Annotated in this window: 20 protein-coding genes; 2 read left to right on the top strand and 18 right to left on the bottom strand. The window is 69.0% G+C overall.

What is annotated here, in order from left to right; all coding sequences use genetic code 11:
• Window positions 1-8 precede the first annotated feature (8 nt).
• Genes EJP67_RS06120 through EJP67_RS06105 form a run of 4 tightly spaced genes read right to left on the bottom strand, consistent with a single transcriptional unit; the run spans window position 9 to window position 4,941 of the window.
• Window positions 9-1,820, bottom strand: coding sequence for a feruloyl-CoA synthase (locus tag EJP67_RS06120; protein WP_126020655.1), 1,812 nt, complete (start codon window positions 1,818-1,820; stop codon window positions 9-11).
• A gap of 1 nt (window position 1,821) precedes the next feature.
• On the bottom strand, window positions 1,822-2,769 hold the full coding sequence (locus EJP67_RS06115; protein WP_165909567.1) for a 3-hydroxyacyl-CoA dehydrogenase NAD-binding domain-containing protein: 948 nt from the start codon (window positions 2,767-2,769) through the stop codon (window positions 1,822-1,824).
• A complete protein-coding gene (locus EJP67_RS06110) occupies window positions 2,766-3,980 on the bottom strand; it encodes an ABC transporter substrate-binding protein (protein ID WP_126020651.1) in 1,215 nt (404 codons plus the stop codon). Before EJP67_RS06110 ends, EJP67_RS06115 begins: the two co-directional genes overlap by 4 nt.
• A 40-nt stretch (window positions 3,981-4,020) precedes the next feature.
• On the bottom strand, window positions 4,021-4,941 hold the full coding sequence (locus tag EJP67_RS06105) for a beta-keto acid cleavage family enzyme (protein WP_126020649.1): 921 nt from the start codon (window positions 4,939-4,941) through the stop codon (window positions 4,021-4,023).
• Between the two features lie 146 nt (window positions 4,942-5,087).
• On the opposite strand from EJP67_RS06105, the gene EJP67_RS06100 reads away from it, so the two are divergent.
• A complete protein-coding gene (locus tag EJP67_RS06100) occupies window positions 5,088-5,798 on the top strand; it encodes a Crp/Fnr family transcriptional regulator (RefSeq protein WP_126020647.1) in 711 nt (236 codons plus the stop codon).
• A gap of 47 nt (window positions 5,799-5,845) precedes the next feature.
• Here EJP67_RS06100 and EJP67_RS06095 read toward each other — a convergent pair whose 3' ends face one another.
• The 14 genes from EJP67_RS06095 to EJP67_RS06030 all read right to left on the bottom strand — a co-directional run bounded on the left by EJP67_RS06095 (window position 5,846) and on the right by EJP67_RS06030 (window position 22,427).
• Window positions 5,846-7,648: an NAD(P)/FAD-dependent oxidoreductase gene (locus tag EJP67_RS06095; protein WP_126020638.1), complete on the bottom strand. Its 1,803-nt coding sequence runs from the start codon at window positions 7,646-7,648 to the stop codon at window positions 5,846-5,848.
• 187 nt (window positions 7,649-7,835) lie between these two features.
• A complete protein-coding gene (locus EJP67_RS06090) occupies window positions 7,836-8,237 on the bottom strand; it encodes a DUF7674 family protein (RefSeq protein WP_126020636.1) in 402 nt (133 codons plus the stop codon).
• A gap of 33 nt (window positions 8,238-8,270) precedes the next feature.
• Window positions 8,271-10,226, bottom strand: a complete 1,956-nt coding sequence (locus EJP67_RS06085; RefSeq protein WP_126020634.1) for a sigma-54-dependent Fis family transcriptional regulator — start codon at window positions 10,224-10,226, stop codon at window positions 8,271-8,273.
• Window positions 10,227-10,375: 149 nt separating this feature from the next.
• A complete protein-coding gene (locus tag EJP67_RS06080) occupies window positions 10,376-12,268 on the bottom strand; it encodes a tannase/feruloyl esterase family alpha/beta hydrolase (RefSeq protein ID WP_126020632.1) in 1,893 nt (630 codons plus the stop codon).
• A 106-nt stretch (window positions 12,269-12,374) separates the two neighbouring features.
• A complete protein-coding gene (locus EJP67_RS06075; RefSeq protein WP_126020630.1) occupies window positions 12,375-13,253 on the bottom strand; it encodes a helix-turn-helix domain-containing protein in 879 nt (292 codons plus the stop codon).
• Between the two features lie 8 nt (window positions 13,254-13,261).
• On the bottom strand, window positions 13,262-13,963 hold the full coding sequence (locus EJP67_RS06070) for an ABC transporter ATP-binding protein (RefSeq protein WP_126020628.1): 702 nt from the start codon (window positions 13,961-13,963) through the stop codon (window positions 13,262-13,264).
• 1 nt (window position 13,964) lies between these two features.
• A complete protein-coding gene (locus EJP67_RS06065) occupies window positions 13,965-14,720 on the bottom strand; it encodes an ABC transporter ATP-binding protein (RefSeq protein ID WP_126020626.1) in 756 nt (251 codons plus the stop codon).
• Window positions 14,717-15,676 carry a branched-chain amino acid ABC transporter permease gene (locus EJP67_RS06060; protein ID WP_126020624.1) on the bottom strand — a complete coding sequence of 320 codons (960 nt, stop codon included), beginning with the start codon at window positions 15,674-15,676 and terminating at the stop codon, window positions 14,717-14,719. Before EJP67_RS06060 ends, EJP67_RS06065 begins: the two co-directional genes overlap by 4 nt.
• Complete coding sequence (locus tag EJP67_RS06055; RefSeq protein WP_126020622.1) at window positions 15,673-16,545, bottom strand: branched-chain amino acid ABC transporter permease; 873 nt, start codon at window positions 16,543-16,545, stop codon at window positions 15,673-15,675. The genes EJP67_RS06060 and EJP67_RS06055 overlap by 4 nt, the downstream gene beginning before the upstream one ends.
• Window positions 16,546-16,690: 145 nt before the next feature.
• The gene (locus EJP67_RS06050) at window positions 16,691-17,866 is read right to left on the bottom strand and encodes an ABC transporter substrate-binding protein (protein WP_126020619.1); all 1,176 of its coding nucleotides are present in this window, start codon (window positions 17,864-17,866) and stop codon (window positions 16,691-16,693) included.
• On the bottom strand, window positions 17,863-18,666 hold the full coding sequence (locus EJP67_RS06045) for an alpha/beta fold hydrolase (protein ID WP_126020617.1): 804 nt from the start codon (window positions 18,664-18,666) through the stop codon (window positions 17,863-17,865). Before EJP67_RS06045 ends, EJP67_RS06050 begins: the two co-directional genes overlap by 4 nt.
• A 142-nt stretch (window positions 18,667-18,808) precedes the next feature.
• Window positions 18,809-20,356: a benzoate-CoA ligase family protein gene (locus EJP67_RS06040; protein WP_126020615.1), complete on the bottom strand. Its 1,548-nt coding sequence runs from the start codon at window positions 20,354-20,356 to the stop codon at window positions 18,809-18,811.
• Window positions 20,357-20,385: 29 nt separating this feature from the next.
• Window positions 20,386-21,936 (bottom strand): 3,4-dehydroadipyl-CoA semialdehyde dehydrogenase, encoded by a 1,551-nt coding sequence (locus EJP67_RS06035; RefSeq protein ID WP_126020613.1) that lies wholly within the window; start codon window positions 21,934-21,936, stop codon window positions 20,386-20,388.
• Window positions 21,933-22,427: a DUF4863 family protein gene (locus EJP67_RS06030; RefSeq protein WP_126020611.1), complete on the bottom strand. Its 495-nt coding sequence runs from the start codon at window positions 22,425-22,427 to the stop codon at window positions 21,933-21,935. The genes EJP67_RS06035 and EJP67_RS06030 overlap by 4 nt, the downstream gene beginning before the upstream one ends.
• A 163-nt stretch (window positions 22,428-22,590) precedes the next feature.
• On the opposite strand from EJP67_RS06030, the gene EJP67_RS06025 reads away from it, so the two are divergent.
• Window positions 22,591-23,535 carry a helix-turn-helix transcriptional regulator gene (locus tag EJP67_RS06025; RefSeq protein WP_126020609.1) on the top strand — a complete coding sequence of 315 codons (945 nt, stop codon included), beginning with the start codon at window positions 22,591-22,593 and terminating at the stop codon, window positions 23,533-23,535.
• The last annotated feature ends 4 nt before the right edge of the window (window positions 23,536-23,539 follow it).

Raw genomic sequence — 23,539 nt, 5'->3', positions numbered from 1 at the left:
AGCGGAAATCAGCCCTCCAGTCGCACCACCTGCGCATCGCCCGGCGTGCGCGCATGCAGCCGCTGCACTTCCGCCGCGCGGCGCGTCAGCACCGCGCGCTGGTTGATGTAGCCCTTGTCGGTGATCTCGCCCGCGTCGAGGCTCGGCGGCTCGGCGAGCACCAGCGCGCAGGCGGGGCACTGCGAGGAGCCCGCGCCCTCGTCGCGCAGCGCGCGCAGCACGCCGGCGATGCGTTCGCCCATGGCCTGCGGCGCAAGCGCGGCACCCTGGGGGCTCGCGAACACCAGCATGCCGATCTCGTCGCGGTCGTGGCCGGTGAGCACGATGTCCTGCACGTGAGGCGCGAGCATCGACACCAGCTTCACGCGCAGTGTGCCCACAGAGACCCAGGTGCCGGTGGAAAGCTTGAAGTCCTCCGCCACGCGGCCGTTGAAGATCACGCCCTGCGCGGGCTGCGTCGGGTCGGCCAGGAAGCCGGCGTCGCCGATGCGGTAGTAGCCTTCTTCGTCGAAGGCCTGCGCGGTTTCGCGCGGGGCATCGCGATAGCCGGGGAACACCGAGACGCCCCTGACGCGCATCTCCAGCTTCTCGCCGTTGGGCACGAACTTCAGCTCAAGCCCCGGCAGCGGCGCGCCGATGCAGCCGGCGCCGTCGAGCTTCCAGTGCGCGGAGGTAATGGCGGGCGATGTCTCCGTCGCGCCCCACGAGGTGGTGAGCCACAGCGGCCGCGCAGGGCGCACGCGCACGGCCACCGCCTCGAGCCGCTTCCAGGTGGAGGGGGCGAGCGCCGCCGCCGCGTAGAAGGCCAGGCGCAGGCGCGAGAGCACGTCGGCGGCCAGTGCCTCGTCGGCCTCCAGGAAGGGCAGCAGCATGTCGAAGCCGCGCGGCACGTTGAACAGCAGCGTGGGCTTCACCTCGCGCAGGTTGCGCACCGTCTTCTCGATCAGCCCCGGGGCGGGCCGGCCCTCGTCGATGTAGAGCGCGCCGCCGTGGCACACCACCATGTGCAGGTTGTGATTCGCGCCGAAGGTGTGGCTCCAGGGCAGCCAGTCGACCAGCACCGGCTTCTCTTGTGCGAGGAAGCGCCAGGTCTGCGCGATCATCTGCTGGTTGGCGCACAGCATGCGGTGCGTGTTGATGACCACCTTGGGCCTGCCGGTGGAGCCGGAGGTCAGCAGGTACTTGGCGTGCGTGTCGGGCAGCACGCTCGCGAAGGCTTCCATGACGGCGGGCGTTTCCTTCGCCGCGAGCAGGCTGTCGAAGGCGATGGCGCCCGGGTGCGCGTCGGCATTGCGGCTGAACACCGCGACGGCCTCCACGCCGCTGCCTGCGAGCGAGCCACCGTACACCTTCGCGTCGGAGGCGTAGATCAGCGCGGGCTTCAGTGCCTGCAGCATGCCGTGCAGCCGCGAGGTGTCCTTCGCCATGCGCGAGTAGGCGCTGGAGAGCGAACAGGCGGCGCGGCCGATGTGCATGGCCGCGAGCATCAGCACCACGTGGTCGATGGCGTTGTCCGAAAGAATCACCACCGGCTGGCCCGCCGGCAGCTTCATGTCGAGCAATGCCTGCGCCACCGAGCCCACGGCCTGGCGCAGCGCGCGGTAGTCCAGCTTGCGCCAGCCTTCGCCGCTCTCGTCGCGCTCCGCGAAGGCCAGCGCGTCGGGCGTCTCGCGCGCCCAGCGCTCCAGCCATTCGCCGATGCAGCGTGCATAGGGCTTCAGCGCCATCGGAGAACGCAGCGCGAAGGAGCCGTTGTCGAAGTCGATGCGCACCGTGCGGGGCGGGGCGATCAGGTTTTCATCGAGGAGGAAGTCGGTCATTTCAGTCGAGCCTGCCGGTGTCGGATTTGGCGCGAATCAGGTTTAACAGCAGGGTGTCGCGGGCGGATTCGAGGTCGCTGGTGCGGCGATCGCCCAGTTCCTCATCGACGCCATCCTTCACCTTCCGCTTCAGTTCCGCCGTCATCGACGGCACTCCGAGGTCCTTCCACCAGTCCTCGATGGGCCCGCCCAGGTGCGCGAGCACATGCTCGATGCCGCCCGCACCACCCGAGAGATGCAGATTCATGAACGGCCCCATCACCGCCCAGCGCAGGCCGGGCCCGTGCGCGATGGCCGCGTCGATGTCGGCCACGCTCGCCACGCCCTGGTCGACGAGGTGGAAGGCTTCGCGCCACAGTGCGGCCTGCAGCCGGTTCGCGATGTGGCCTTTCACCTCGCGCTTCACGTGGATAGGCCGCTTGCCGATGGCCGCATAGAAGGCCATGGTGCGTTCGATGACCTCGGCCGAGGTCTGCTCGCCGCCGATCACTTCCACCAGCGGAATCAGGTGCGGCGGGTTGAACGGATGCCCCAGCACCACGCGCTGCGGATGCGCGCAGCCCGACTGCATGCCGCTGATCGCGAGGCCCGACGAGCTCGACGCGAGGATGGTCTCCGGCGGCGCGGCCGCGTCCATGCGGCGGAACAGGTCGATCTTGAAGTCCATGCGCTCGGGGCCGTTCTCCTGCACGAAGTCGGCCACCGAGACGGCGTCTTCCAGGCTGTCGTGGAAGCGCAGGCGGTCGATGCTCGCGCCGGGCGCGAGGCCGAAGCGCTCCAGCGTGGGCCAGTGCCTGGCCACGGCTTCGCGCAGCCGCTCTTCGGCGCCGGGTGAGGGATCGGTCGCGTTCACGTCGAGGCCGTGCGCCAGAAAGTACGCGACCCAGCTCGCGCCGATCACGCCGGTGCCTACCACCGCCACGCGTTGGATTTCCGGGGATGTGCTCATGTCGATTTCCACCGCGCGCAGCGGCTCTCCGCCTTCGTGGTCCATGCGGCCTCGCCGCGGATGGGCTCGACCACCTTGTAGTAGTCCCAGGGTTCCTTCGATTCGGCCGGCGTCTTCACCTGCATCAGGTGCATGTCGTGCACCATCAGCCCGTCGTCGCGCAGCCAGCCGCCCTTGACGAACATGTCATTGAACTTCGTCTTGCGCAACTGCGCCATCACCTTGTCGGCGTCGTCGGTACCGGCCGCCTTCACCGCCTGCAGGTACTGCAGTGCGGCCGAGTAGTCGCCGGCATGGAAGGAGGAGGGCATGCGTTTGTGCCTGTCGAAGAAGCGGCGCGCCCATTCGCGCGACTCGGGGCTCTGGTTCCAGTACCAGCTGTCGGTGAGGTACATGCCCTGCGATGCCTTCAGGCCCAGCGCGTGCACGTCGTTGATGGTGATGATCATGCCGGCCAGCTTCATGTTCTTGCCGACGCCGAACTCCGCCGCCGACTTGATGGCGTTGACCGTGTCGCCGCCCGCGTTGGCCAGTGCCAGCACCTGCGCCTTGGAGCCCTGCGCCTGCAGCATGAACGACGAGAAGTCGCTCGCGCCCAGCGGATGCTTGACCGAGCCCGCCACCGTGCCGCCCGCGGCCTGCACCGTCCTGGTGGCGTCGTTCTGCAGCGCCGCGCCGAAGGCGTAGTCGGCCGTCACGAAGTACCAGCTCTTGCCGCCGGCCTTGACCACCGCGCTCGCGGTGCCGCGCGCCATGGCCACCGTGTCGTAGGCGTAGTGCACCGTATAGGGCGAGCAGTATTCGTTGGTGAGGCCCGAGGCGCCCGAGCCCACCACGAAGTACGGTTTCTTCTTGTCGGCCGCCACGCCCGCCATGGCGATGGCCGCGCCCGAGTTGACGCCGGCGACCAGCATATCGACCTTCTGCACGTCGAACCATTCGCGCGCCTTGGCGGCGGCGATGTCGGGCTTGTTCTGGTGGTCGGCCGTGATCAGTTCGATCTTCCTGCCGCCGATGGCGCCGCCCATGTCGGCGATCGCCATGCGGATGGCCTCGGCGCCGGCCGGGCCGTCGTAGTCGCGGTAGATGCCCGACATGTCGCTGATGAAGCCGATGCGGATCACGTCGTCGGACACCTGCGCCGAGGCGCCCGTTGCTGCGAATGCCGCACCGAGCGCGACGGCCAGGGCGGTGCGGGAAAGCTTGCTCATGTATTCGTCTCCGTTCGTCTTTTCCTGCTGCGTGCCGCTGTCAGCCCAATGCGAACTCGGGCCTCGGCGTGCCCACCCGCGGCAGGCCCATCATCTGCCGCGCTTCGGCGGGCGTCGCCACTTCCATGTCGAGCTCGCGGATCACGCGCACGATGCGCTCGGTGAGCTGCACGTTGGTGGCCAGCTCGCCCTGGCGGAAGTAGAGGTTGTCTTCCAGGCCCACGCGCGCATGGCCGCCCAGCAGCAGCGCCGCGACGTTGGCCTCCAGCTGCGAGGGGCCGATGCCGCTCACGCAGAAGATGCTGCCCTTGGGCAGGGTGTCGACCATCATCTGCAGGAAGCGCGGCGAATACGGCATCGCGTTCTGGAAGTTGCGGTGCACGTTCATCACCAGGTTGATGAAGTAGGGTTCGTCGTCGTGGCCCTCGCCGATCAGCGTGGTCGTGTCCTGCAGGATGTGCGTGGGGCTGAACACTTCCCACTCGGGCTTGATGCCGCGCGCCTTCATGCCGGCGGCCAGCTCTCGGCCACGGGTGATGGGCGTGTCCATCAGGATCTGCTTGCCCTCGAAGCTCAGGTTGAGCGTGGTGGCGTCCAGCGTGCACATCTCGGCGCCGGCGTCCATGCCCTTGATGCGCTCTTCCCAGGCGATCTCCCAGCGGTCGCCCGCCAGCGGCTTCACCATGTCGCCGTGCACGCCGCCGCCGGTGGAGTTGTTGATGACGATGTCGCAGCCGCCCGCGCGGATGCGGCTGTTGATGTCGCGATACACGTCGGCGTCGCAGGTGGCGCCGTCGTCCGGGCGGCGCGCGTGGATGGCGACCACGCTCGCGCCGGCGTTCCAGCAGCGCAGCACGTCGGCCGCGATCTCGGCGGGTTGGGTGGGGAGGTGGGGGTTCTGCGACTTGTGCGCCATGCCGCCGGTGGGGGCGATGGTCACGATCACTTTGCGCTTCGACATGCTCGGGGGCTCCTGGTGTCTGTCATGGGGCACCCAATTATTTTTTTGAGCCGCGCTCCGACTCAGTCATCGCGACGACATTCGTGCTCAGGGTTTACGCTGCGCCACCGGCTAAAGTCGCCCCAGCGCCATCCGTCTTCCGCCCTATGTCCATGAACAAGCCGGCCCCCAAGGCGGCCTCGCTCACGATCCCCCAGCTGCTGCAAGGTTCGGCCTGGTTCCCCCTGCTCGACGTGAGTGCGGGCGAGCGCGTGCTCGACGAGATGCGCGAGGTGGAGGTGGCGGCGGGCGCCGCGCTGTGCCGGCGCGGCGACACGCCGATGCACTGGTACGGCACCCTCGAGGGGCTGCTCAAGTGGTCGATCACCTCCAGCGATGGCCGCTCCGTGACCTTCGGCGGGCTCTCGGTGGGCAGCTGGTTCGGCGAAGGCACGCTGTTGCGCGCGCTCCCGCGCTCGGCCGACATCATCGCCCTGCGGCCGAGCAGGGTGGCGGCGCTGCCGCTGGAAACCTTCGAGTGGCTGCACCGCACGCAGCGCGGCTTCGATCACTTCCTTCTGCAGCAGATCAACGAGCGGCTGCACTGGTTCATGGGCAACTACGCGGCGCATCGCCTGCTCGATGCCGACAGCCAGGTGGCGCGCGCGCTGGCGGGGCTATTCCATCCCTGGCTGCACCCGGGCAGCGAGCCGCATCTTCAGACCTCGCAGGAAGAAATCGCGAACCTTTCGGGCGTGTCACGCCAGCGGTGCAATGCGGCGTTGAACCGGCTGAAGGAGGCCGGGTTCCTGCGCATCGAGTACGGCGGCATCACCGTGATCGACCTGGAAGGGCTGCGGCGGTTCATCAGCGAGTGAGCGGACTCGCTCCCTCTCCCGCTTGCGGGAGAGGGGACAACACCAAGTCAGCGCACGTGGTGCGACGCGGCCCGCTCGTACACGGGCGTGTCGATCCCTTCCATCCGCGCCTTCAACTGCAGCGCCAGGAACTGCGAGTAGTGCCGCGACTGGTGCAGGTTGCCTCCGTGGAACCACAGGTTGTCCACCTGCGTGGGCTTCCACATGTTGCGCAGCTCGCCTTCCCACGGCCCCGGGTCCTTCGGCGTGTCGGAGCCCAGGCCCCAGCATTTGCCGACCTTGTCGGCGATCTCGGGCGAGATCAGGTCGGCCAGCCAGCCGTTCATCGAGCCGTAGCCGGTGGCGTACACCAGCAGGTCGGCGGGCAGCTCGGTGCCATCGGTCAGCGTGACCGAGCGCTCGTTCACCCGCTCGATGTTCACGCCGCTCTTCAGGTGGATGCTGCCGTTGGCCACCAGCTCCGAGGCGCCCACGTCGATGTAATAGCCTGAGCCGCGGCGCAGGTACTTCATGAAGAGCCCTGATCCGTCGGCGCCGAAGTCGAGCATGAAGCCTGCCTTTTCGAGCCGCGCGTACAGGTCGGCGTCGCGCTTCTTCATCTCCTCGTACACCGGGATGTGGAAGGTGTGCATGATCCTGTAGGGCACCGACGCGAAGATCAGGTCGGCCTTGTGGTGGTCGATGCCGCTTTTCACCGCCTGCTCCGAATAGAGCCCGCCCAGCGCAAGCTCCATCAGCGACTGGGAGGGCGCGATGTGCGTCGACGAGCGCTGGATCATCGTCACGTCCGCGCCGTGTTCCCACAGGGCGGCGCAGATGTCGTGCGCCGAGTTGTTGGAGCCCAGCACCACGCACTTCTTGCCGGCATAGGCCTCGGGCCCGGGGTGCTGGCTGGAGTGGTGCTGGTCGCCCTTGAAGTTCTCTGCGCCAGCCACCTTCGGCACATTTGGGTAGCCCGACACGCCCAGCGCGAAAACCAGCTGCCTCGGCCGCAGCACCACCGGCTTGCCCTCGCGCTCGACCGTCACCTCCCAGCGCTGCGCGGCTTCGTCGAAGCGCGCCTTCTTCGCGGTGGTGGAGCTCCAGTAGTTGAGCTCCATGATCTTCGTGTACATCTCCAGCCAGTCGCCGATCTTGTCCTTGGGCGCGAACACCGGCCAGTCGTCGGGGAAGGGCATGTAGGGCAGGTGGTCGTACCAGACCGGGTCGTGCAGGCACAGCGACTTGTAGCGCTTGCGCCAGGAGTCGCCGGCCTTCGCATTGCGCTCCACGATGATGGTCGGCACGCCCAGCCGCCGCAGCCGCGCGCCGAGCGCGATGCCGCCCTGGCCGCCGCCGATGATCACCACCTCGGGCTGCTCGGTGTAGCCCAGCGACGCTTCTTCGTCGCGGCGCTTCTCCAGCCAGTTCTTGCGGCCCTTGTGCACGCCGTGCTCCGCGCCCTTGATGCGGTTGTCGCCCGTCTTCTCCTCGAAGCCCTTCAGCTCCGTCATGGTGGTGAGCAGCGTCCAGGCCTTGCCGTTGCGCAGCCGCAGATGGCCGCGTCCGCGCGCCACGCGCGTCTCGAAGGTGAACCACGCATCGACCACGCCATCGGCCTCGGTCGCCTCGCCCTCCACCGCGAAGGCCGTGGGCTGCACGTCGGCCAGCCGCGCCTGCAGCATCGCGCGGATCGCCCCGGGGCCTTCCTGCGTGCGGATGTTCCAGGTGAAGGCGACGAGGTCGCGCCAGAAGCTGTCGGCCTCGAACAGCGAGACGGCCGCGTCGATGTCGTTGCGCGCGAGCGCGGCGGCGAAGTCGGCGAGCCATTGGGCCGCGGCCCGGGTGGGGGCGGTGGTGGGGTCTGTCATTGCGTGTCTCCGGTGCGTCGTTGATGGATGCGCGGCGCCTTTTGGGGGCGGCGCGGCATCCGTTGCGCAGCTTTCGTGCCGCGCGCGGGGCGACGATGGATCAATGACTTGGGCGGGGTTTTGTCGCAGCGCAAGCGTTTGTCGCACGCTGCATGCGACGAAGCCGAGACAACTGTCGCAGCGCGTCTCAGTCGTCCGCCAACGGCCGGTCCTCGCGCCAGAAGCCGTGAAGCTTCTTCCACCACCTTGCGCTCTCCGGCAGCAGGAATGGCTCGAACCGGTCCGGCGACGTGCCGGGGCCGTGCATGTTCGCGTTCTGGAGATCCTCGAGCAGGCCGACCGTGGCTGCCTCCTGCACGAAGGAGTCTCCTTCGAGGTGCAGCCTTTCAACGACCGAGAACACGCGGCGCAGGGTGGCGTGGTCGCCCGTCGCCAGGAGATCGCAGAGGTGCCGCGCGAAGCTGCCGAGCACGATGTAATACGGAATCGGAGGATCGTCCGCGTATTCGGCCTGGAACTCCTCCCACGTGCCGGCGAAGCTGGGGCTGGCCTCCACCAGCAGCGGGATCATCCGGGAAGCTTCGATCATGTGGGCGCGCCTGCATTCCTTTTTTCGGGGCGCTCATGATGACATCCTGCGCGGCGATGCGATGCCGTGGCGCTTCATGTGCCGGTACACCGTGGCACGGCTCAGGCCAAGTTCGTCGGCCGCGCGTGCCACGTGCCATCGGTGGCGCCTGAGCAGTTCGACCAGCTCGGTGGCGGCGATGCCATCTGGGTCGTCGGCCGAAGAAGCGGCGACACGGGCCACGTTGGCCGGGGTGACGTGGCCCGATCGTGCGGGCAGCTGTAGCTGGAGGTCTTCCACGCCGACCCGGCCGTCGCTGCACAGCGCCAACGCCAGCCTCAACACATTGCGCAGCTCCCGCAGATTCCCCGGCCAGTCGTGCGCCAGCAGCCTCTGCATCGCCTCTTCCGACAGCCGTGCCGGTGAAGACATCGCAGCGGCCTCCTCGTTGAACATGCCCTCGATCAGGTAGCGCCTGTCGCCGCGCTCGCGCAGCGGCGGCAGCTTCAGCACCGCGCCGCACAGGCGGTAGTAGAGGTCCTCGCGAAAGCGCCCCGAGGCCACGAGCCCGGGCAGGTGGCGGTGCGTGGCCGCCACCACCGCGATGTCCACGCGCTGCGGCGACTCTGCGCCCAGCGGCAGCACCTCGCCCTCGGAGAGCACGCGCAGCAGCCGCGTCTGCAGCGCCATCGGCATGTCGCCGATCTCGTCGAGGAACAGCGTGCCCCGGTCGGCCTGCGCGATCAGGCCCTTCATGCCCTTGGCGCGTCCGCCCGTGAAGCTGCCGGGCGTGTAGCCGAACAGCTCGCTCTCGATCAGCGAATCGGGAATGGCCGCGCAGTTCACCGCCACGAAGGGCATCGCCGCGCGGCCGCTCGCGCCGTGCAGCGCGCGGGCCAGCACTTCCTTGCCGCTGCCGGTCTCGCCCTCGACCAGCACGTGGATGCCGCGATCCACAAGGCGGCGTGCCTGCGCCAGCAGCTTCTGCATCGCCGGGTCGTCGCCCGCGATGCGCTCCAGCGGCGGCAGGCGGTCGTTCGGGCGTGCGGCGGGCGCCCCAGGGGTTGCGACCGAAGGCCTGCGCACGCGCGGCGCCAGCAGCGACGCGTGGTACTCGCCGCCACCGGGCAGCAGCACCGTGTGGGCGAAGGGCATGGCCGACGCGCCGCCGTTGCCGATGCGCCAGATCGCATCCATCGGCATGTGCAGCCATTCGGATATCGCGCCGCCCAGCGCACGCCCTGCAAAGGCCTGCCGCGCGCCGCCGTTCGCGCCCACCATCGTGCCGCCTTCGTCGAAGGCCAGCATCACCTCGCCCGCCACGTCGACCAGCCCGAAGGCGCTGCCCAGCCGCAGGATCCAGTGGCCCCGGAAGCTGCGCAGGAAGTCGGCGTCCTCGATCATCCGCGCGTAGATGGCCACCAGGTGCCGCACGAGATGCTGGCTCTCCCTGGCTTCTGGCGAGCGCAGGGCAGACACGTCGAGGATGGCCGTGAGCTTGCCGCTGTGGTCGAACAGCGGCGCGGTGGTGCAGGTCAGCGCGATGTGCGTGGCGTCGAAGTGCTCGGTCTGGTGGCAGGTCATCGGCTGGCGCTCGATCAGACAGGTGCCCACGCCGCAGGTGCCCGCGTGCGCCTCGTTCCAGTCGGCGCCGAGGTAGAGGCCGGCCTTGCGCAGCTGGTCGTCCCATGCGGGGTTGCCGATGTAGTCGACCGTGATGCCTTCCGCGTCGGTCAGCAGCACCATGTAGCCGAGGTCGGCCACGCGGCGGTAGATGTCTTCCATGCCCGAGCGCGCGGCGCGCAGGAAATGCTCCAGCTGCTGCTGGTGCGCGCGCACTTCCTGCGCCGGCAGGATGCGCGCGGGGCTCGGCCTCGATGGATCGAGCCCGTGGTCGCGCACGCAGCGCGCCCACGACTTGTGGACCAGGCTCGCCGCCGGATCGGCCAGCGCCGCGCCGGTGGCGATCGAGTAGACGTTGTCGATGTGACGCGATTGCAGGGACGTCATGCGCAGCCTCGCGGATGGGTGGGCACGGCCACGCCGGGCCGTGCAGCCGACCATCATTCGGCTGTCGCGCTGTCGCAGCACAGAGGTGAAACCCGGTGAAGTCCGAAGACCGCCTTCGTGCTTTGCAACAGAGTGTGCCGCCGGTTCGCTCAGCGGCAGGCGAAGCTCTCGGCCTTGCTCACGTCGCCGCCGAGGTAGGCGATCTTCTTCGGGTAGGTGCACAGCGGCCGCGCGAGCGACTTGTCGGCGTTCTGCATCACCATGCTGTCGGGCGCGATGCCTTTCTCGACCCAGTCGGTCAGCGCCGTGAACAGCTGGTTCTGCGCCGGCAGCGGCGGGTTGGCCGTGGGGCTGGTGCCGGCGAGGCCGTTGACAGAGCCCACGCCCGCGCAGTGGCCCATCGCCGGGATCTCCACGTAGCGGTAGAACTTCTGCAGTGCATCGATGCCGCCCATCGCCTTTGCCGCGCGCTCGTAGTAGTTGGCGGTACCCGAGCTCGGAATCAGCTGGTCGGCCAACCCGTGGTACGTCAGCAGCTTGGCGCCGCGGTCGCGGAAGCGCGCGAGGTCGGGGTTGTCGGCGTTGATGTTCGCGAAGGCCGTCTGCAGCGCCTTGCCGCGGTCGCTCGCGTTGGCGAGCTGGGCGTAAGACAGGCCCTTCCACTTGTCCGCGCCGTTGCCCGTGGCGTTGATGAAGTCCGGCGTTGCGATCGTCGGGTCCTGCAGGTTCAGCGCCACCTGGTGCGCGGCGATGTGGAAGGGCATGGGCACGCCGGCCACCGAGTCGGCCAGCGAGAAGCCCGGCGCGCCGGGGCTGTTGAGCGCGGTGCCGCGCGTGAGGCCGTACCAGAGCTGGTTCGATGCCAGCGTGGCGCCGTAGCCGATGTCGCTGGCGGGCGCGGGCGCGCTGCCGTCGCGTGTCTGGCCGTACCAGATCTTGTTGACGGCCTGCGCCTGCGCGGTGCTCAGGCATGCGGCGGTGGCGTTGGTGCCGCCGCTGGCGGTGCAAAGCACGGTCTTGTCCTGAGCGGGGTCGTAGTTGCAGGCGGCGGGGTCGCTGATGAAGCCGTCGTGCTGGCCCGTGAGCGCGCTGTCGCAGGCGCTCACCGCCGACGAAGACACCAGCGAAAGCTGGTCGGCCGTGAGCGGCGTGCCGCCAAGGTCGCGCTGCATCACCACCTGCGGATACAACTCGGCGGTGATAAAGCTGGTCCAGTTGATCGCGCTGTTGCCGGCCAGGATGCCGTCGAAGTCGTCGGGGTTCACCTGCGCCTGCATGTGGCCCTGGCGGCCGCCGGTGGAGCAGCCATCCCAGTAGGCGTACTTCGCGTCGCGCTGGTAGAAGCCGGCGGCGAGCGCCTTGGCCTTGACGGCCATCTGGTGAATGCCGCGGCTCGCGAAGTCGGTCCACAGCGTGGTATTGACGGTGCCGTCGGGGTTCATCGCGAACGAGCCGTCCACCGAAGGCAGCGGCGCCTTCGATGCATGACCGGCGTCGGTCACGGCGCTCACCGAGCCTTCGCCCGCCGCGATGGCGGCTGCATTCGCCCCACCGATCTGCGTCTTCGCGCCGATGCCCGCGTCGCCGACGAAGCCGCCGCCGCCGAGCACGCGGATGCGGCTGTTCCACGAGGCCTGCGAAGGCAGCCACACCTCGATGCCGATGCCCGGCGAGGTCGATGGCGCATCGGCCGGGCCCGCATGGCCGGGTCCCACGTTGAGCTTGACCATGCACACGTCGCTGGCCGCCACCGTGCCCGAGGCCTTGCCGTCGAGGTTCAGGTCGTCGCCTTTCCTGAACTGCTTCACCACCGTCACGGTGGTGTCGGCGTCGGGCCTGAACGCGGTCTTCAGGCTTTCATCGCAGGCCAGGGCCAGCGGCGCGCCGGCGGGTGGAGCCGTGGCTGGCGCGGGAACGAGAGGCAGCACGGCAGGGCCTGAGGAGCTGCTGCCGCCGCAGGCCGTGAGCACGGCTGCCGCGGCGAAGCTCAGGCAGAGGACGGCGGAAATGGGGATCGGCGGGGTGGGCAATGGCTTGGGCATCTTCTCGTCTCCTGTTGTGTAGAGACATGAATTTGCCCGCGCCCCCCGCCGCGGTATATCGACATGCGATCACCGCTTGCAGGATTCCTTCACCCTCCACCGGGACTTACCCGCGCCGCGCGCGCGCTGGCGTGGTGCCGACCAGCTGGCGGAACACCTGCGTGAAATGCGCCTGGCTCGAAAAGCCCACGGCCTGCGCGATCTCCGCGAGCGACTGGTTGCCGCGCAGCAGCGACAGCGCGTGGCGCACGCGCTGCTCCATCACGTAGCGGTACGGCGTCGCGCCGGTGCTGGCGCGGAAGAGCCGCGTGAAATGCACCGCGCTCAGGTGCAGCTCGGCCGCGAGTTCGTCGATGCCGAAGTCCTCGGACAGATGCTGCATGACCCAGTCGTACACCCTGCGCAGGTCGTTCTGCGAGAGCCGTCCGCGCGGGCGCCGGGTGTTGCCCGTGGCTCCGTAGCGGTTGCGCAGGTAGCTCGCGAGCGCCATCGACAGGCCCTGCGCATGCAGGCGGCCCGAGCTGCAGCCGCGCTCCACCTCGTCGCGCATGGCGATGACCAGGGCCGACAGCGTCGCGTCGGTGGTCGACAGATGCGTCTGCAGGTGCAGCTCGCCGTCGCCCTCGGGCATGAGGCTGCGCAGTGCCTCGGGGCGGATCTCCAGCACGATGGTCTCGGCGAGCTCGCCGGTCCAGGTCGCGCGCTCGACCTCGTAGCCCTGTTCGAAGATGAAGATCCCGCCGGCGTTCGACTCGAAGGGATGCTGGCGCCGCCCCCGCGTCATCGCGCCTTTCACATGGCCGCGCACGCACAGGCCGATCAGCGGATGCGGGTTGTAGCAGGCGGGGTTCTCGCCATCGCCGGACATCGCGCGCACCTCCAGCGCGAAGCCCTGCCACGCCGTGGCCTGCGCGTTCATCAGCATCCTGCCGTCGAAGGGCAGGGGCTTGCCCGATGTGTCGAGGAGGCTGATCTCGCGCGTCATCGCGTGGCCTACACGCCGAGCAGTTCCTCCAGCGCGTGCGGCTCGGCCAGCAGGTCGGCCGAGGCACCGTGCCGCACGATCTGTCCCTTCTCCATCACCACCGCGAGGTCGGTGTGCGCGAGCACCTTGCGGTAGTCGCGGTCGACGATCAGCGTGGCGATGCCGGTGGCGCGGATCTCGCCGATCACGCGCCAGATCTCGGCCACGATCAGCGGCGCGAGGCCTTCGGTGGCCTCGTCGAGGATCAAGAGGCGCGGGTTGGTCATGAGCGCGCGGCCGATGGAGAGCATCTGCTGCTCGCCGCCCGACAGCTGCTGGCCGCCGTTCGACAGGCGCTCCGCCAGGCGCGGGAAGGTGGCCATCACGCGGTCGAAGGTCCATTCGCGCCGGCCGTCGATGCCCGCGCGCTCGCTCATCACGAGGTTCTCGCGCACCGAGAGGTTCGGGAAGATGCCGCGCCCCTCGGGCACGTAGCCGATGCCCAGGCGCGCCATCTTCTCGGGCGGCAAGCCGGTGACGGTGCGGCCGTCGACCTGCACTTCGCCCGAGGCGGGGCGCACGTAGCCCATCATGGTGCGGATCAGCGTGGTCTTGCCCATGCCGTTGCGCCCGAGCAGGCCGACCGAGGTGGCCGCGGGAATGCCGGCATGCACGCCGCGCAGGATATGGCTGTTGCCGTAGTAGGTGTTGAGGTCGCGCACGAGCAGCATGTCAGTGGTCTCCGAGATAGGCCGTGCGCACTTCCGGGTTCTCGCGGATTTCCTGAGGCGTGCCCGTGGCGATGACCGCACCGTTCACCATCACGGTGATGCGGTCGGCGATGCGGAACACGGCGTCCATGTCGTGCTCCACCAGCAGGATCGCGTGCGTGGCTTTCAGCCGCGCGAGCAGCGTGAGCATGCGGTCGGTTTCCTCGGCGCCCATGCCGGCGAGGGGCTCGTCGAGCAGCAGCACGCGCGGGTTGGTGGCCAGGCACATCGCCACTTCGAGCTGGCGCTGCGCACCGTGGCTCATGGTGCCGGCGATGCGCTGCGCCTCGTGCGCGAGGCCGGCGGCCTCCAGCGCAGCGTCGGCCGAGGCACTACTGGTCGCGCAGCCGCGCGACGACTCCCAGAAGGCCCAGGGCTTCGGCGTGGCGGCCTGCGCGGCGAGCCGGCAGTTCTCGTGCACGCTGAACTCCGGGAAGATGGTGGTGCGCTGGTAGCTGCGGCCCACGCCGTCGCGCGCGCGCTTCCATTGCGCGCGGCCTGTGATGTCCGTGCCATCGAGCGTGATGCGGCCCTCGCTCGCCTCGATCTCGCCCGAGAGCATGTTGATGAGCGTCGACTTGCCGGCGCCGTTGGTGCCGATCACGGCATGCACCTCGCCCACGTGCAGGTCGAGCGTGACGCCGTTGACGGCCGTGAGGCCGCCGAAGCGGCGCGTGAGCTTCTCGACGGAGAGCAGTGCGGTGGTGGTCGTCGTCATGCGGCCCCCTTCGGCGACAAACGTTGCACCAGGCCGATCAGGCCCTTGGGCAGCAGTGCCACGAACACGATGATCGTGAGCCCCAGCGTCAGCTGCCAGTGGTCGGCCAGCGGGCCCATCACCGCGTGCGTGGAGAAGATTTCCTTCAGCAGCGTGAACGCCACGGCACCGATCACCGCGCCGCGCAGGTGACCGAGACCGCCGAGGATCACCATCAGCAGCACCTCGCCCGAGTTGTGCCAGGCCATCAGCTCGGGGTTGACCACGCCGTCGCGCGAGGCGAGCAGGAAGCCCGCGAGCCCGGCCAGCGCACCCGCCAGCACGAAGGCCGCGAGCTTGTAGCCGTACACAGCGAAGCCGGCGGCGCGCATGCGCTGCTCGTTCACGCGGATGCCCGCCAGCGCCGCGCCGAAGCGCGATCGCCGGATGAGCGCCAGCAGGGCGTAGGTGAACACCAGCGAGGCCAGCACCACGTAGAACAGCACCGTGCGGTTCTCCATGTCGAGCGCGCCGATGGCGGGCCGCACGTACATGTAGATGCCGTCGCTGCCGCCGCCCACCTTGGTGTCGTGGAACACGAAGAAGGCCATCTGCGCGAAGGCGAGCGTCACCATGATGAAGTACACGCCGCGCGTGCGCAGGCTTAAAGCGCCGACGAAGAGCGCATAGAGCGCCGCAACGCCCATGGCGGCCGGCAGCAGCAGCGCGAAGTTGCCACCCTCGTTGCCCGAGGCCAGCACCGTCACGTAGGCACCGATGCCGTAGAAGGCCGCGTGGCCCAGGCTCACGAGGCCGGTCATGCCCACCAGCAGCTCCAGGCTCAGCGCGAAGATCGACAGGATCATCACCTTCACGATGAAGTCCGATGCGTAGTTGCCCATGAACGGGCCGGCGATGCCGACGGCGACCGCGCAGGCCACGGGCAGCAGGAAGGCGCTCTTCTTCATGGCTGTCATGGCCGCCTCCCCATCAGCCCCTCGGGCTTCCAGATGAGCACGATGGCCATCAGCAGGTAGATGCCGATGCCGCTCAAGTCGGCGAAGAACACCTTGCCGAAGGTGTCGACGAAGCCCACCAGCAGCGAGGCCACCAGCGCCCCGGTGATGGAGCCGATGCCGCCGATCACCACCAGCACGAAGCAGATGATGAGCACGCTCGCGCCCATGTTCGGATACACCGAGGACATCGGCGCGGCGATCATGCCGGCCAGCGCGGCGAGCGCCACACCGGCGGCGAACACGATGCGGTAGAGCCGCTTCACGTCGATGCCCAGTCCGCGCACCATGTCGCGGTTGCTCGCGCCGGCGCGGATCATCATGCCCAGGCGCGTGCGGTTCACCACCCAGTACAGGCCCACGGCCAGCACGATGCAGGCGGCCGAGGCGAAGAGGCGGTACCACGGATAGCTCATCACGCTGCCCAGCGCGAAGCTGCCGTCGAGCCACGCGGGCACCTTCACGCCGTGCACGTCGTTGCCCACCAGGATGGAGCGCAGCTCCTCGAACACCAGGATCAGGCCGTAGGTCATGAGCACCTGCTGCAGGTGGTCACGCTGGTAGAGGTAGCTGAAGAAGGCCCATTCGAGCAGGTAGCCGAAGACGGCCGCCAGCACCACGCCGGCCACCAGCATCAGCAGAAACTGATCGCCGAACAGCGGCGCGAGCGAGAACGCCATGTAGGCGCCGATCATGTAGAAGCTCCCGTGGGCGAGGTTGATGACGCCCATGATCCCGAAGATCAGCGTCAGCCCCGAGGCCACGAGGAAGAGAAGCAGTCCGTACTGAACCGAGTTCAGGCACTGGACCAGGAAGGTTCCGAAATCCACGAGGGGGTTCTCTCTGGGCGGTATCGTTGTTCAATAGGCGTGCGTTGCGCGGGACACCGCGGAACCGGCTTTGCCGGGCCGCAGGTGTCGCCCCCTGCAAGGGGGTTGGCGCAGCACACGAAGTGCGCGAAGCCTGGGGGTGTGCTTACATCCTGCAGCCGCGGGCCGGATCGGCGAGGCCCTTGATGGCCGTGCTCACCAGCTTGTTCTCCTTGCCCTCCACCTTGCGCAGGTAGATGTCCTGCACCGGGTTGTGCGACTTGCTCACGGTGAACGCGCCGCGCGGGCTGTCGATCCTGGCCTTCTCGACGGCGGCCGCGAACTCGGCCTTCTTCGAGATGTCGCCCTTGGTGGCGTTCAGGCCAACGCCCAGCATCTGGGCGGCGTCGTAGCCCTGCACGGCGTACACGTCGGGCTGCAGCTTGAACGACTTGGCGTACGCCACGCGGAAGGCGTTGTCGCGAGCGGTGTTCAGGCCGTCGGCGTAGTGCAGCGTGGTCAGCATGCCCTGGGCCGAGTCGCCCTGCGCGTCGAGCGTGCCGTCGGTCAGGAAGCCGGGGCCGTACAGCGGGATGGTCTTGTTCAGGCCGGCGGCCTGGTAGTCCTTGACGAACTTCACCGCGCCGCCGCCCGCGAAGAAGGCGTACACCGCATCGGGCTTGGCGGCCGCGATCTCGGTCAGCAGCGCCTGGAACTCCACGTTGGGGAAGGGCAGGGTGAGCTGCTTGTCGACCTTGCCGCCGTTCTTCTCGAAGCCTTCCTTGAAGCCGGCGACCGACTCGTCGCCCGCGGCGTACTTCCAGGTGATGGTCATCGCCTTCTTCTTGCCCTGCTGCTTGGCCGCCACCTCGCCCATGGCGTAGGCCGGCTGCCAGTTGCTGAACGAGCTGCGGAAGATGTTGGGAGCGCACATCGGGCCCGTCACTGCGTCGGCGCCGGCATTGGGCACGATCAGCACGGTGCCGCTTTCCTTGGCGGCCTTGGCCATGGCCATGGCCACGCCGGAGTGCACGGTGCCGACGATCACGTCGACGTTGTCGCGCTTGATGAGCTTGTTGACGTTGTCGGTGGCCTTGGCCGGGTCGGACTCGTCGTCGACCTTGAAGTATTCGATCTCGCGGCCGGCGAGCTTGCCGCCCTGCTCGTCGACGTACAGCTTGAAGCCGTTCTCGATGGCCACGCCCAGGGCGGTGTAGGTGCCGCTGTAGGGCAGCATCAGGCCGACCTTGAGCTTGCCCGTGCCCTGGGCGCCGGCGGCCGCCGCCAGCGAGGCGAGGGCGATGGCCGTGAAGGCGAGGCGGGCGGTGCTGCGAATGGTCATGGTGTCTCTCTCCGATTTCTGGTGATGAAGGAAGTGGCCGCGACGATGACACGATCCGGCTGATCGCGATGCGGGGAATGCCCGCATTGAGGGATTTCCAGCAGCTCGCATCCATCCACGCGCGCGGCGATGCCGCGGATCTGCGCGAGGGTGCCGTACTCGTCGTCGATGCCCTGCACGGCGAGCACGGGGCAGCGGATGGTGTCGAGTTCGCGCTCGATGTTCCAGTCGCGAAATGGCGGGTGCAGCCAGATGCGGTTCCAGCCCCAGAAGGCGGAGTCGGCGCTGTCGTGATAGCGGCCCAGCTTCTGCGGCAGGTCGGTGCCGAGGTAGGCGGTGCGCGCGTTCTCGATGTTCGCCACCGTCACGTCCTCCACGAAGATGTGCGGCGCCAGCACCACGAGGCCGGCCACCTTGTCGGGAAAGCGCGAGGCATGCAGCAGCGAGATCGAGCCGCCGTCGCTGTGGCCGAAGAGCCAGGGTTTCTGGTCGCCGAGGCCGAGCGCGGCGAAGAGGGCGGGCAGCACCTCGTGCGCCTGGCGGTGCATGAAGTCGACGTCCCAGATCTCGTCGTCCGCGCGCGGCGTGGAGCGGCCGTAGCCGGGGCGCGAGAACACGAGGCCGCGCACGCCGGCGGCTTCGCACAGCCGGGTGGGAAAGTCCTTCCACATCGCGACCGAGCCCAGGCCCTCGTGCAGGAACACGACGAGCGGCGCAGTGGTGCGCTCGGGCGCGATCCACTGGCATTCGATGCTCACCTCGCGGTTGCGCCAGGTGATGGTGGCGAAGTCGGTGCTCATGGTGTTTGCCCCTTCCCCCTTTGGGGGAAGGTCGGGATGGGGGCAAGCGGCGCTCGCAAAGGCTGTGCCTGCATGGAGGCCGATGCCCCCACCCCGGCCCTCCCCCAGCGGGGGAGGGAGAAAGAGGAAGACGGCGCGTGCATCACGCCTGCTTTTCCTTCTCGCGCAGCCGGAAGCGCTGGATCTTCCCCGTCGCCGTCTTGGGCAGCTCGCCCACGAATTCGAGAAAACGCGGGTACTTGTAGGGCGCCAGGCGTTCCTTGACGAAGGCCTTGAGCTCGTCCTCGGTGGCCGCGCTCCCGTCCTTCAGCACCACGAAGGCCTTGGTCTTGGTCAGGCCGTCGGCGTCTTCCTTGCCGATCACCGCCGCCTCGAGCACGGCCGGGTGCTGCATCAGCGTGGCCTCGACCTCGAAGGGCGAGACGTAGATGCCGCTGACCTTGAGCATGTCGTCGCTGCGCCCGGCGTAGGTGAAATAGCCGTCGGCGTCGCGGGTGTACTTGTCGCCGCTCTTGGTCCAGCCGCCCTGGAAGGTCTCGCGCGACTTCTCGCGGTTGGCCCAGTACATCAGCGCCGAGCTCGGGCCGCGGATGTAGAGGTCGCCCACCTCGCCGTCGGGCACGGGGCGGCCGTCCTCGCCGCGCAGCTCGACCTCGTAGCCTTCCACCGGCCGGCCGGTGGTGCCGTAGCGCACGTCGCCGGGGCGGTTGGAGATGAAGATGTGCAGCATCTCGGTCGAGCCGATGCCGTCGATGATCTCGCAGCCGAAGTGCTGCTTGAAGCGCTGCGCGATCTCGCCCGGCAGCGCCTCGCCGGCCGAGGAGCACATGCGCAGCGCCACCGCTTCCCGCGCGGGCAGCCTGGGCGAGGCGAGCATGCCCGCGAAGCCCGTGGGCGCGCCGAAGAACACGGTCGGTTTGTGTTCCACCCAGCGGCGGAAGGTGGCGTCGGGCGTGGGGCGCTCGGCCATCAGCACCACGGTGGCGCCCACCGAGAGCGGAAAGGTCAGCGCGTTGCCCAGGCCGTAGGCGAAGTACATCTTGGCGGCCGAGAAGCAGACGTCGTCCTCGGTGAGGCCGAGCACCGGCTTGCCGTAGAGCTCGGCCGTCCACCACAGGTTGGCGTGCGTGTGGACCGTGCCCTTCGGCTTGCCGGTGGAGCCGGAGGAATACAGCCAGAAGCCCGGGTCGTCGGAAGCCGTGGTCACTGGTGCCGCGAGCGGTTCGACGGCGGCGAGCGCGGCGTCGAATTCCTGCGCGCCTTCGGGCAGCGCGCCGGCGGGCTGCGACACGAAGAGCGCGCGCACCTCGTGCCCGCCGCGCGACATCGCCTCCTGCAGCGTGGGCAGCAGCGCGCCCGACACCAGCACCGCCTGCGCGCGGCTGTGGTCGAGCATGTAGGCGTAGTCGTCGGGCGTGAGCAGGGTGTTGACCGCCACCGGCACCGCGCCGGCATAGAGGCTGCCGAGAAAGCTCACGGGCCAGTCGTTGCCGTCGAGCATCAGCAGCAGCACGCGCTCTTCGCGCCGGATGCCGGCGGCCTGCAGCGCGGCGGCCAGCCGGCGCGAGCGCTCCTCGAGCTGGCCGTAGCTCAGCGTGCCGCGGTCGTCGATGTAGGCGGTGCGCGCGGCGCGTTCGCGGTTGAGGTCGAACAGGTGTCCGGCGAAGTTGAATCGTGGGGGCGGGGTCATGGTCTTGTCTCCTTCGGCCGTGTTCTTTTCTAGAGGCCGAGCGCGGCGATCACGCCGGGGCTCGCCTGCACCGCGGCGCGGCGGTGATAGAAGTCGAGCGCGCGCAGTCCGCCCAGCTCGGCGCCGCCGCCCGCGCGGCCGGGGCCGCCGTGCAGCGACATCGGCATCACGTTGCCGTGGCCGGTGTGGGCCTGCGCCACTTCGGGGCTGACGACGTGCACGCGGCCGTGGCTCGGGGCCACCGCCAGCGTGGCCTGCGCCAGTGCCGCGTCGTCGCTTCCATATATGGAGGTGACGAGCGAGCCCTGGCCGCGGTGCGCCAGCGCAATGCCGTGCGCGAGGTCGCGGTACGGCAGCAGCGTGGCGACGGGGCCGAACACTTCCACGTCGTGCACCTGCTGCGCGGCATCGGCGTCGCGCGCGCCCAGCAGCACGGGGCCGATGCAGGCGGCAATGGCCGGGTCGGCGTCGACCAGGGGCTTGTCGCGGCCATCGTGCAGCACGGTGGCCTGCGCGCACAGCGCCGCCAGTCCTTCACGCACCGAATCCAGCTGCGCGCGGCTCACCAGCGAACCCATGCGCACGCTCTCGTTGCGCGGATTGCCGGCGGTGATGCCCGCGAGCCTGGCGCCGATGGCCTCGGCCGCCGCGTCATACAGCTCCGACGGCACCAGGATGCGGCGGATGGCGGTGCACTTCTGGCCCGACTTCACCGTCATCTCGCGCACCACTTCGCGCACGAGCAGGTTGAAGGCGTCGCTGCCGGGTGCGGCGCCGGGCAGCAGCAGGGCGCTGTTGAGGCTGTCGGCCTCGATGTTCACGCGCACCGAGCGCTGGGCCGCGGCGGGGTGCGAGCGGATCACCGCGGCCGTCTCGGCCGAGCCGGTGAAGGAGGCCACGTCGAAGGGCTGCAGCGCATCCATCAGGCCGGCCGAGCTGCCGCACACGATGGAAAGCGCGCCGGCCGGCAGCACGCCCGCGTCGACCACGTCCTTCACCATGCGCTGCGTGAGCCAGGCGGTGGCCGTGGCGGGCTTCACGATCACCGGCACGCCGGAGAGCAGCGCGGGCGCGGCCTTCTCCCACAGGCCCCAGGAGGGAAAGTTGAATGCGTTGATGAAGAGCGCCACGCCCTGCGTCGGCACCTGCAGGTGCTGCGACTGGAACACCGGCTCCTTGCCGAGCTTCACCGCGTCGCCGTCGCGCAGCGCGCGCACGTCGCCGAGCGCATCGCCCCACTTGGCGTACTGGCCGAGCGTGAAGATCGCGCCGTCGATGTCCACGGCCGAGTCGTTCTTCACCGTGCCGGAGTTGGCGGTGGCGATCTCGTAATAGGCGTCGCGGTTGGCCTGCAGCACCTTCACGATGGCCGCGAGCAGCCCCGCGCGCTGGCGGTAGGTGAGGGCGCGCAGCGCGTTGCCGCCCTGTTCGCGGGCGAAGGCGAATGCTGCCGGCAGGTCCAGGCCAGTGGCGTCGACGCGCGCGAGTTCGGTGCCCAGCACCGGGTCGAAAAGAGGCGTACCGGCGCCCGAACCGCTTTGCCAGCGGCCGGCGACGTAGTTGGGAAGAAGCTCGGTCATTGGGTGAACTTGATCTGCCCTTCGGGCAGCAGATAGAGAACGAGCGCGCGGCCGCTGGCCACGGTCGGGCGATGCGCGGTGCCGGGGCCGTAGACGCACCAGCCCGCGGGCCGGCCGTCGAAGGTGGCGGCGGCGCCGTCGAGCGGCATGATCAGGTCGATCTCGCCGTTGGGATGGGTGTGGTGCGGGCCGGCGATGTCCTGCATGTCGACCACGTCGACCGAGAAGCGGTGCAGCGCGTCTTCGGCCTTGAAGACGCGGCCGTACCTGATGCCGCCGCCTTCGCGCTCGCAGAGCCAGCCTTCGGCGACGCCGCCGATGCAGGCCTGGCGCAGCTGCTCGAAGCTGGCGCTGCCGGCGCCGTGGTGGGTGTTGAGCCACCGGTCGAGCTCGCCGTCGAGCGGTTTGCCGGCGATTTCGGCGGTCAGGCCGGCGATCAGCTGGTGAAGTGCTTCCTTGCCGGTGGCGGGAGTGCTGCTGCTGTCGGACATCGTGGGGCCTCGAACTTTGGAACTACCTTGCAGGATCACTGTGTGTGCAGTATCTTGCGTGTTGCCGAACAATAAGCATCGAGACAATGAGTGTCAAGCAATATAGTGCATCTATGGTGTTTACCCTGAGCGCGCACAATCCCGGCGAAGAACGAGGAATTGCATGAACGAGCATGTAGACGCGGCGCTGGCCGCCGCGCCTGAAAGCGGCGTTGGCGCGCCGGGCCAGGCCGTCGCCGGGGAGGCGAAGAATCCGCTGCTGTCGGCGCTGGGCGACCGCGTGCGCAACCTGCGCGCGCAGCGCGGGCTCACGCGCAAGGCGGTGGCTGTCGCGGCCGACGTGTCGGAGCGCCATCTGGCCAATCTCGAATACGGCATCGGCAACGCGTCGATCCTGGTGCTGCAACAGGTGGCTGGCGCGCTGCACTGCTCGCTGGCCGAGCTGGTGGGCGACGTGACCACCAGCTCGCCAGAGTGGCTGCTCATCCGCGAACTGCTGGAGCACCGCAGCGAGGCCGACCTGCGCCGCGTGCGCGTGGCCATCGGCGAACTGCTGGGCACCGCCTCGGTCGACCCGGCGCGGCACCGCCGCATCGCGCTCGTGGGCCTGCGCGGGGCGGGCAAGTCCACGCTGGGCCAGATGCTGGCGGAGGACCTGGAGATTCCCTTCATCGAGCTCAGCCGCGAGATCGAAAAGCTCGCCGGCTGCAGCGTGCGCGAGATCCACGACCTGTACGGCACCAACGCCTACCGCCGCTACGAGCGCCGCGCGCTGGAAGAGGCGGTGCAGATCTACAGCGAGGTGGTGATCGCCACGCCCGGCGGCATCGTCTCCGACCCGGCCACCTTCAACGAGCTGCTCGCGCACTGCACCACCGTATGGCTGCAGGCCGCGCCCGAGGAGCACATGGGCCGCGTGGCCGCGCAGGGCGACACCCGCCCGATGGCCGCAAGCAAGGAAGCGATGGAAGATCTGCGCCGCATCCTGAACGGCCGTGCCGCCTTCTATTCGAAGGCCGATCTCTCGGTGGACACCAGCGGCAAGACGCTCCCGCAGAGCTTCCAGGCCCTGCGTGCGGCCGTCCGCCAGTCCATGGGACTGGTCTAGGCGC

It is taken from the genome of Variovorax guangxiensis, from assembly GCF_003952165.1.
GTDB lineage: Bacteria > Pseudomonadota > Gammaproteobacteria > Burkholderiales > Burkholderiaceae_C > Variovorax > Variovorax guangxiensis.
The sequence above is the reverse complement of the archived record's forward strand: the minus strand, read 5'-3'. Positions and strand labels throughout refer to the sequence as shown.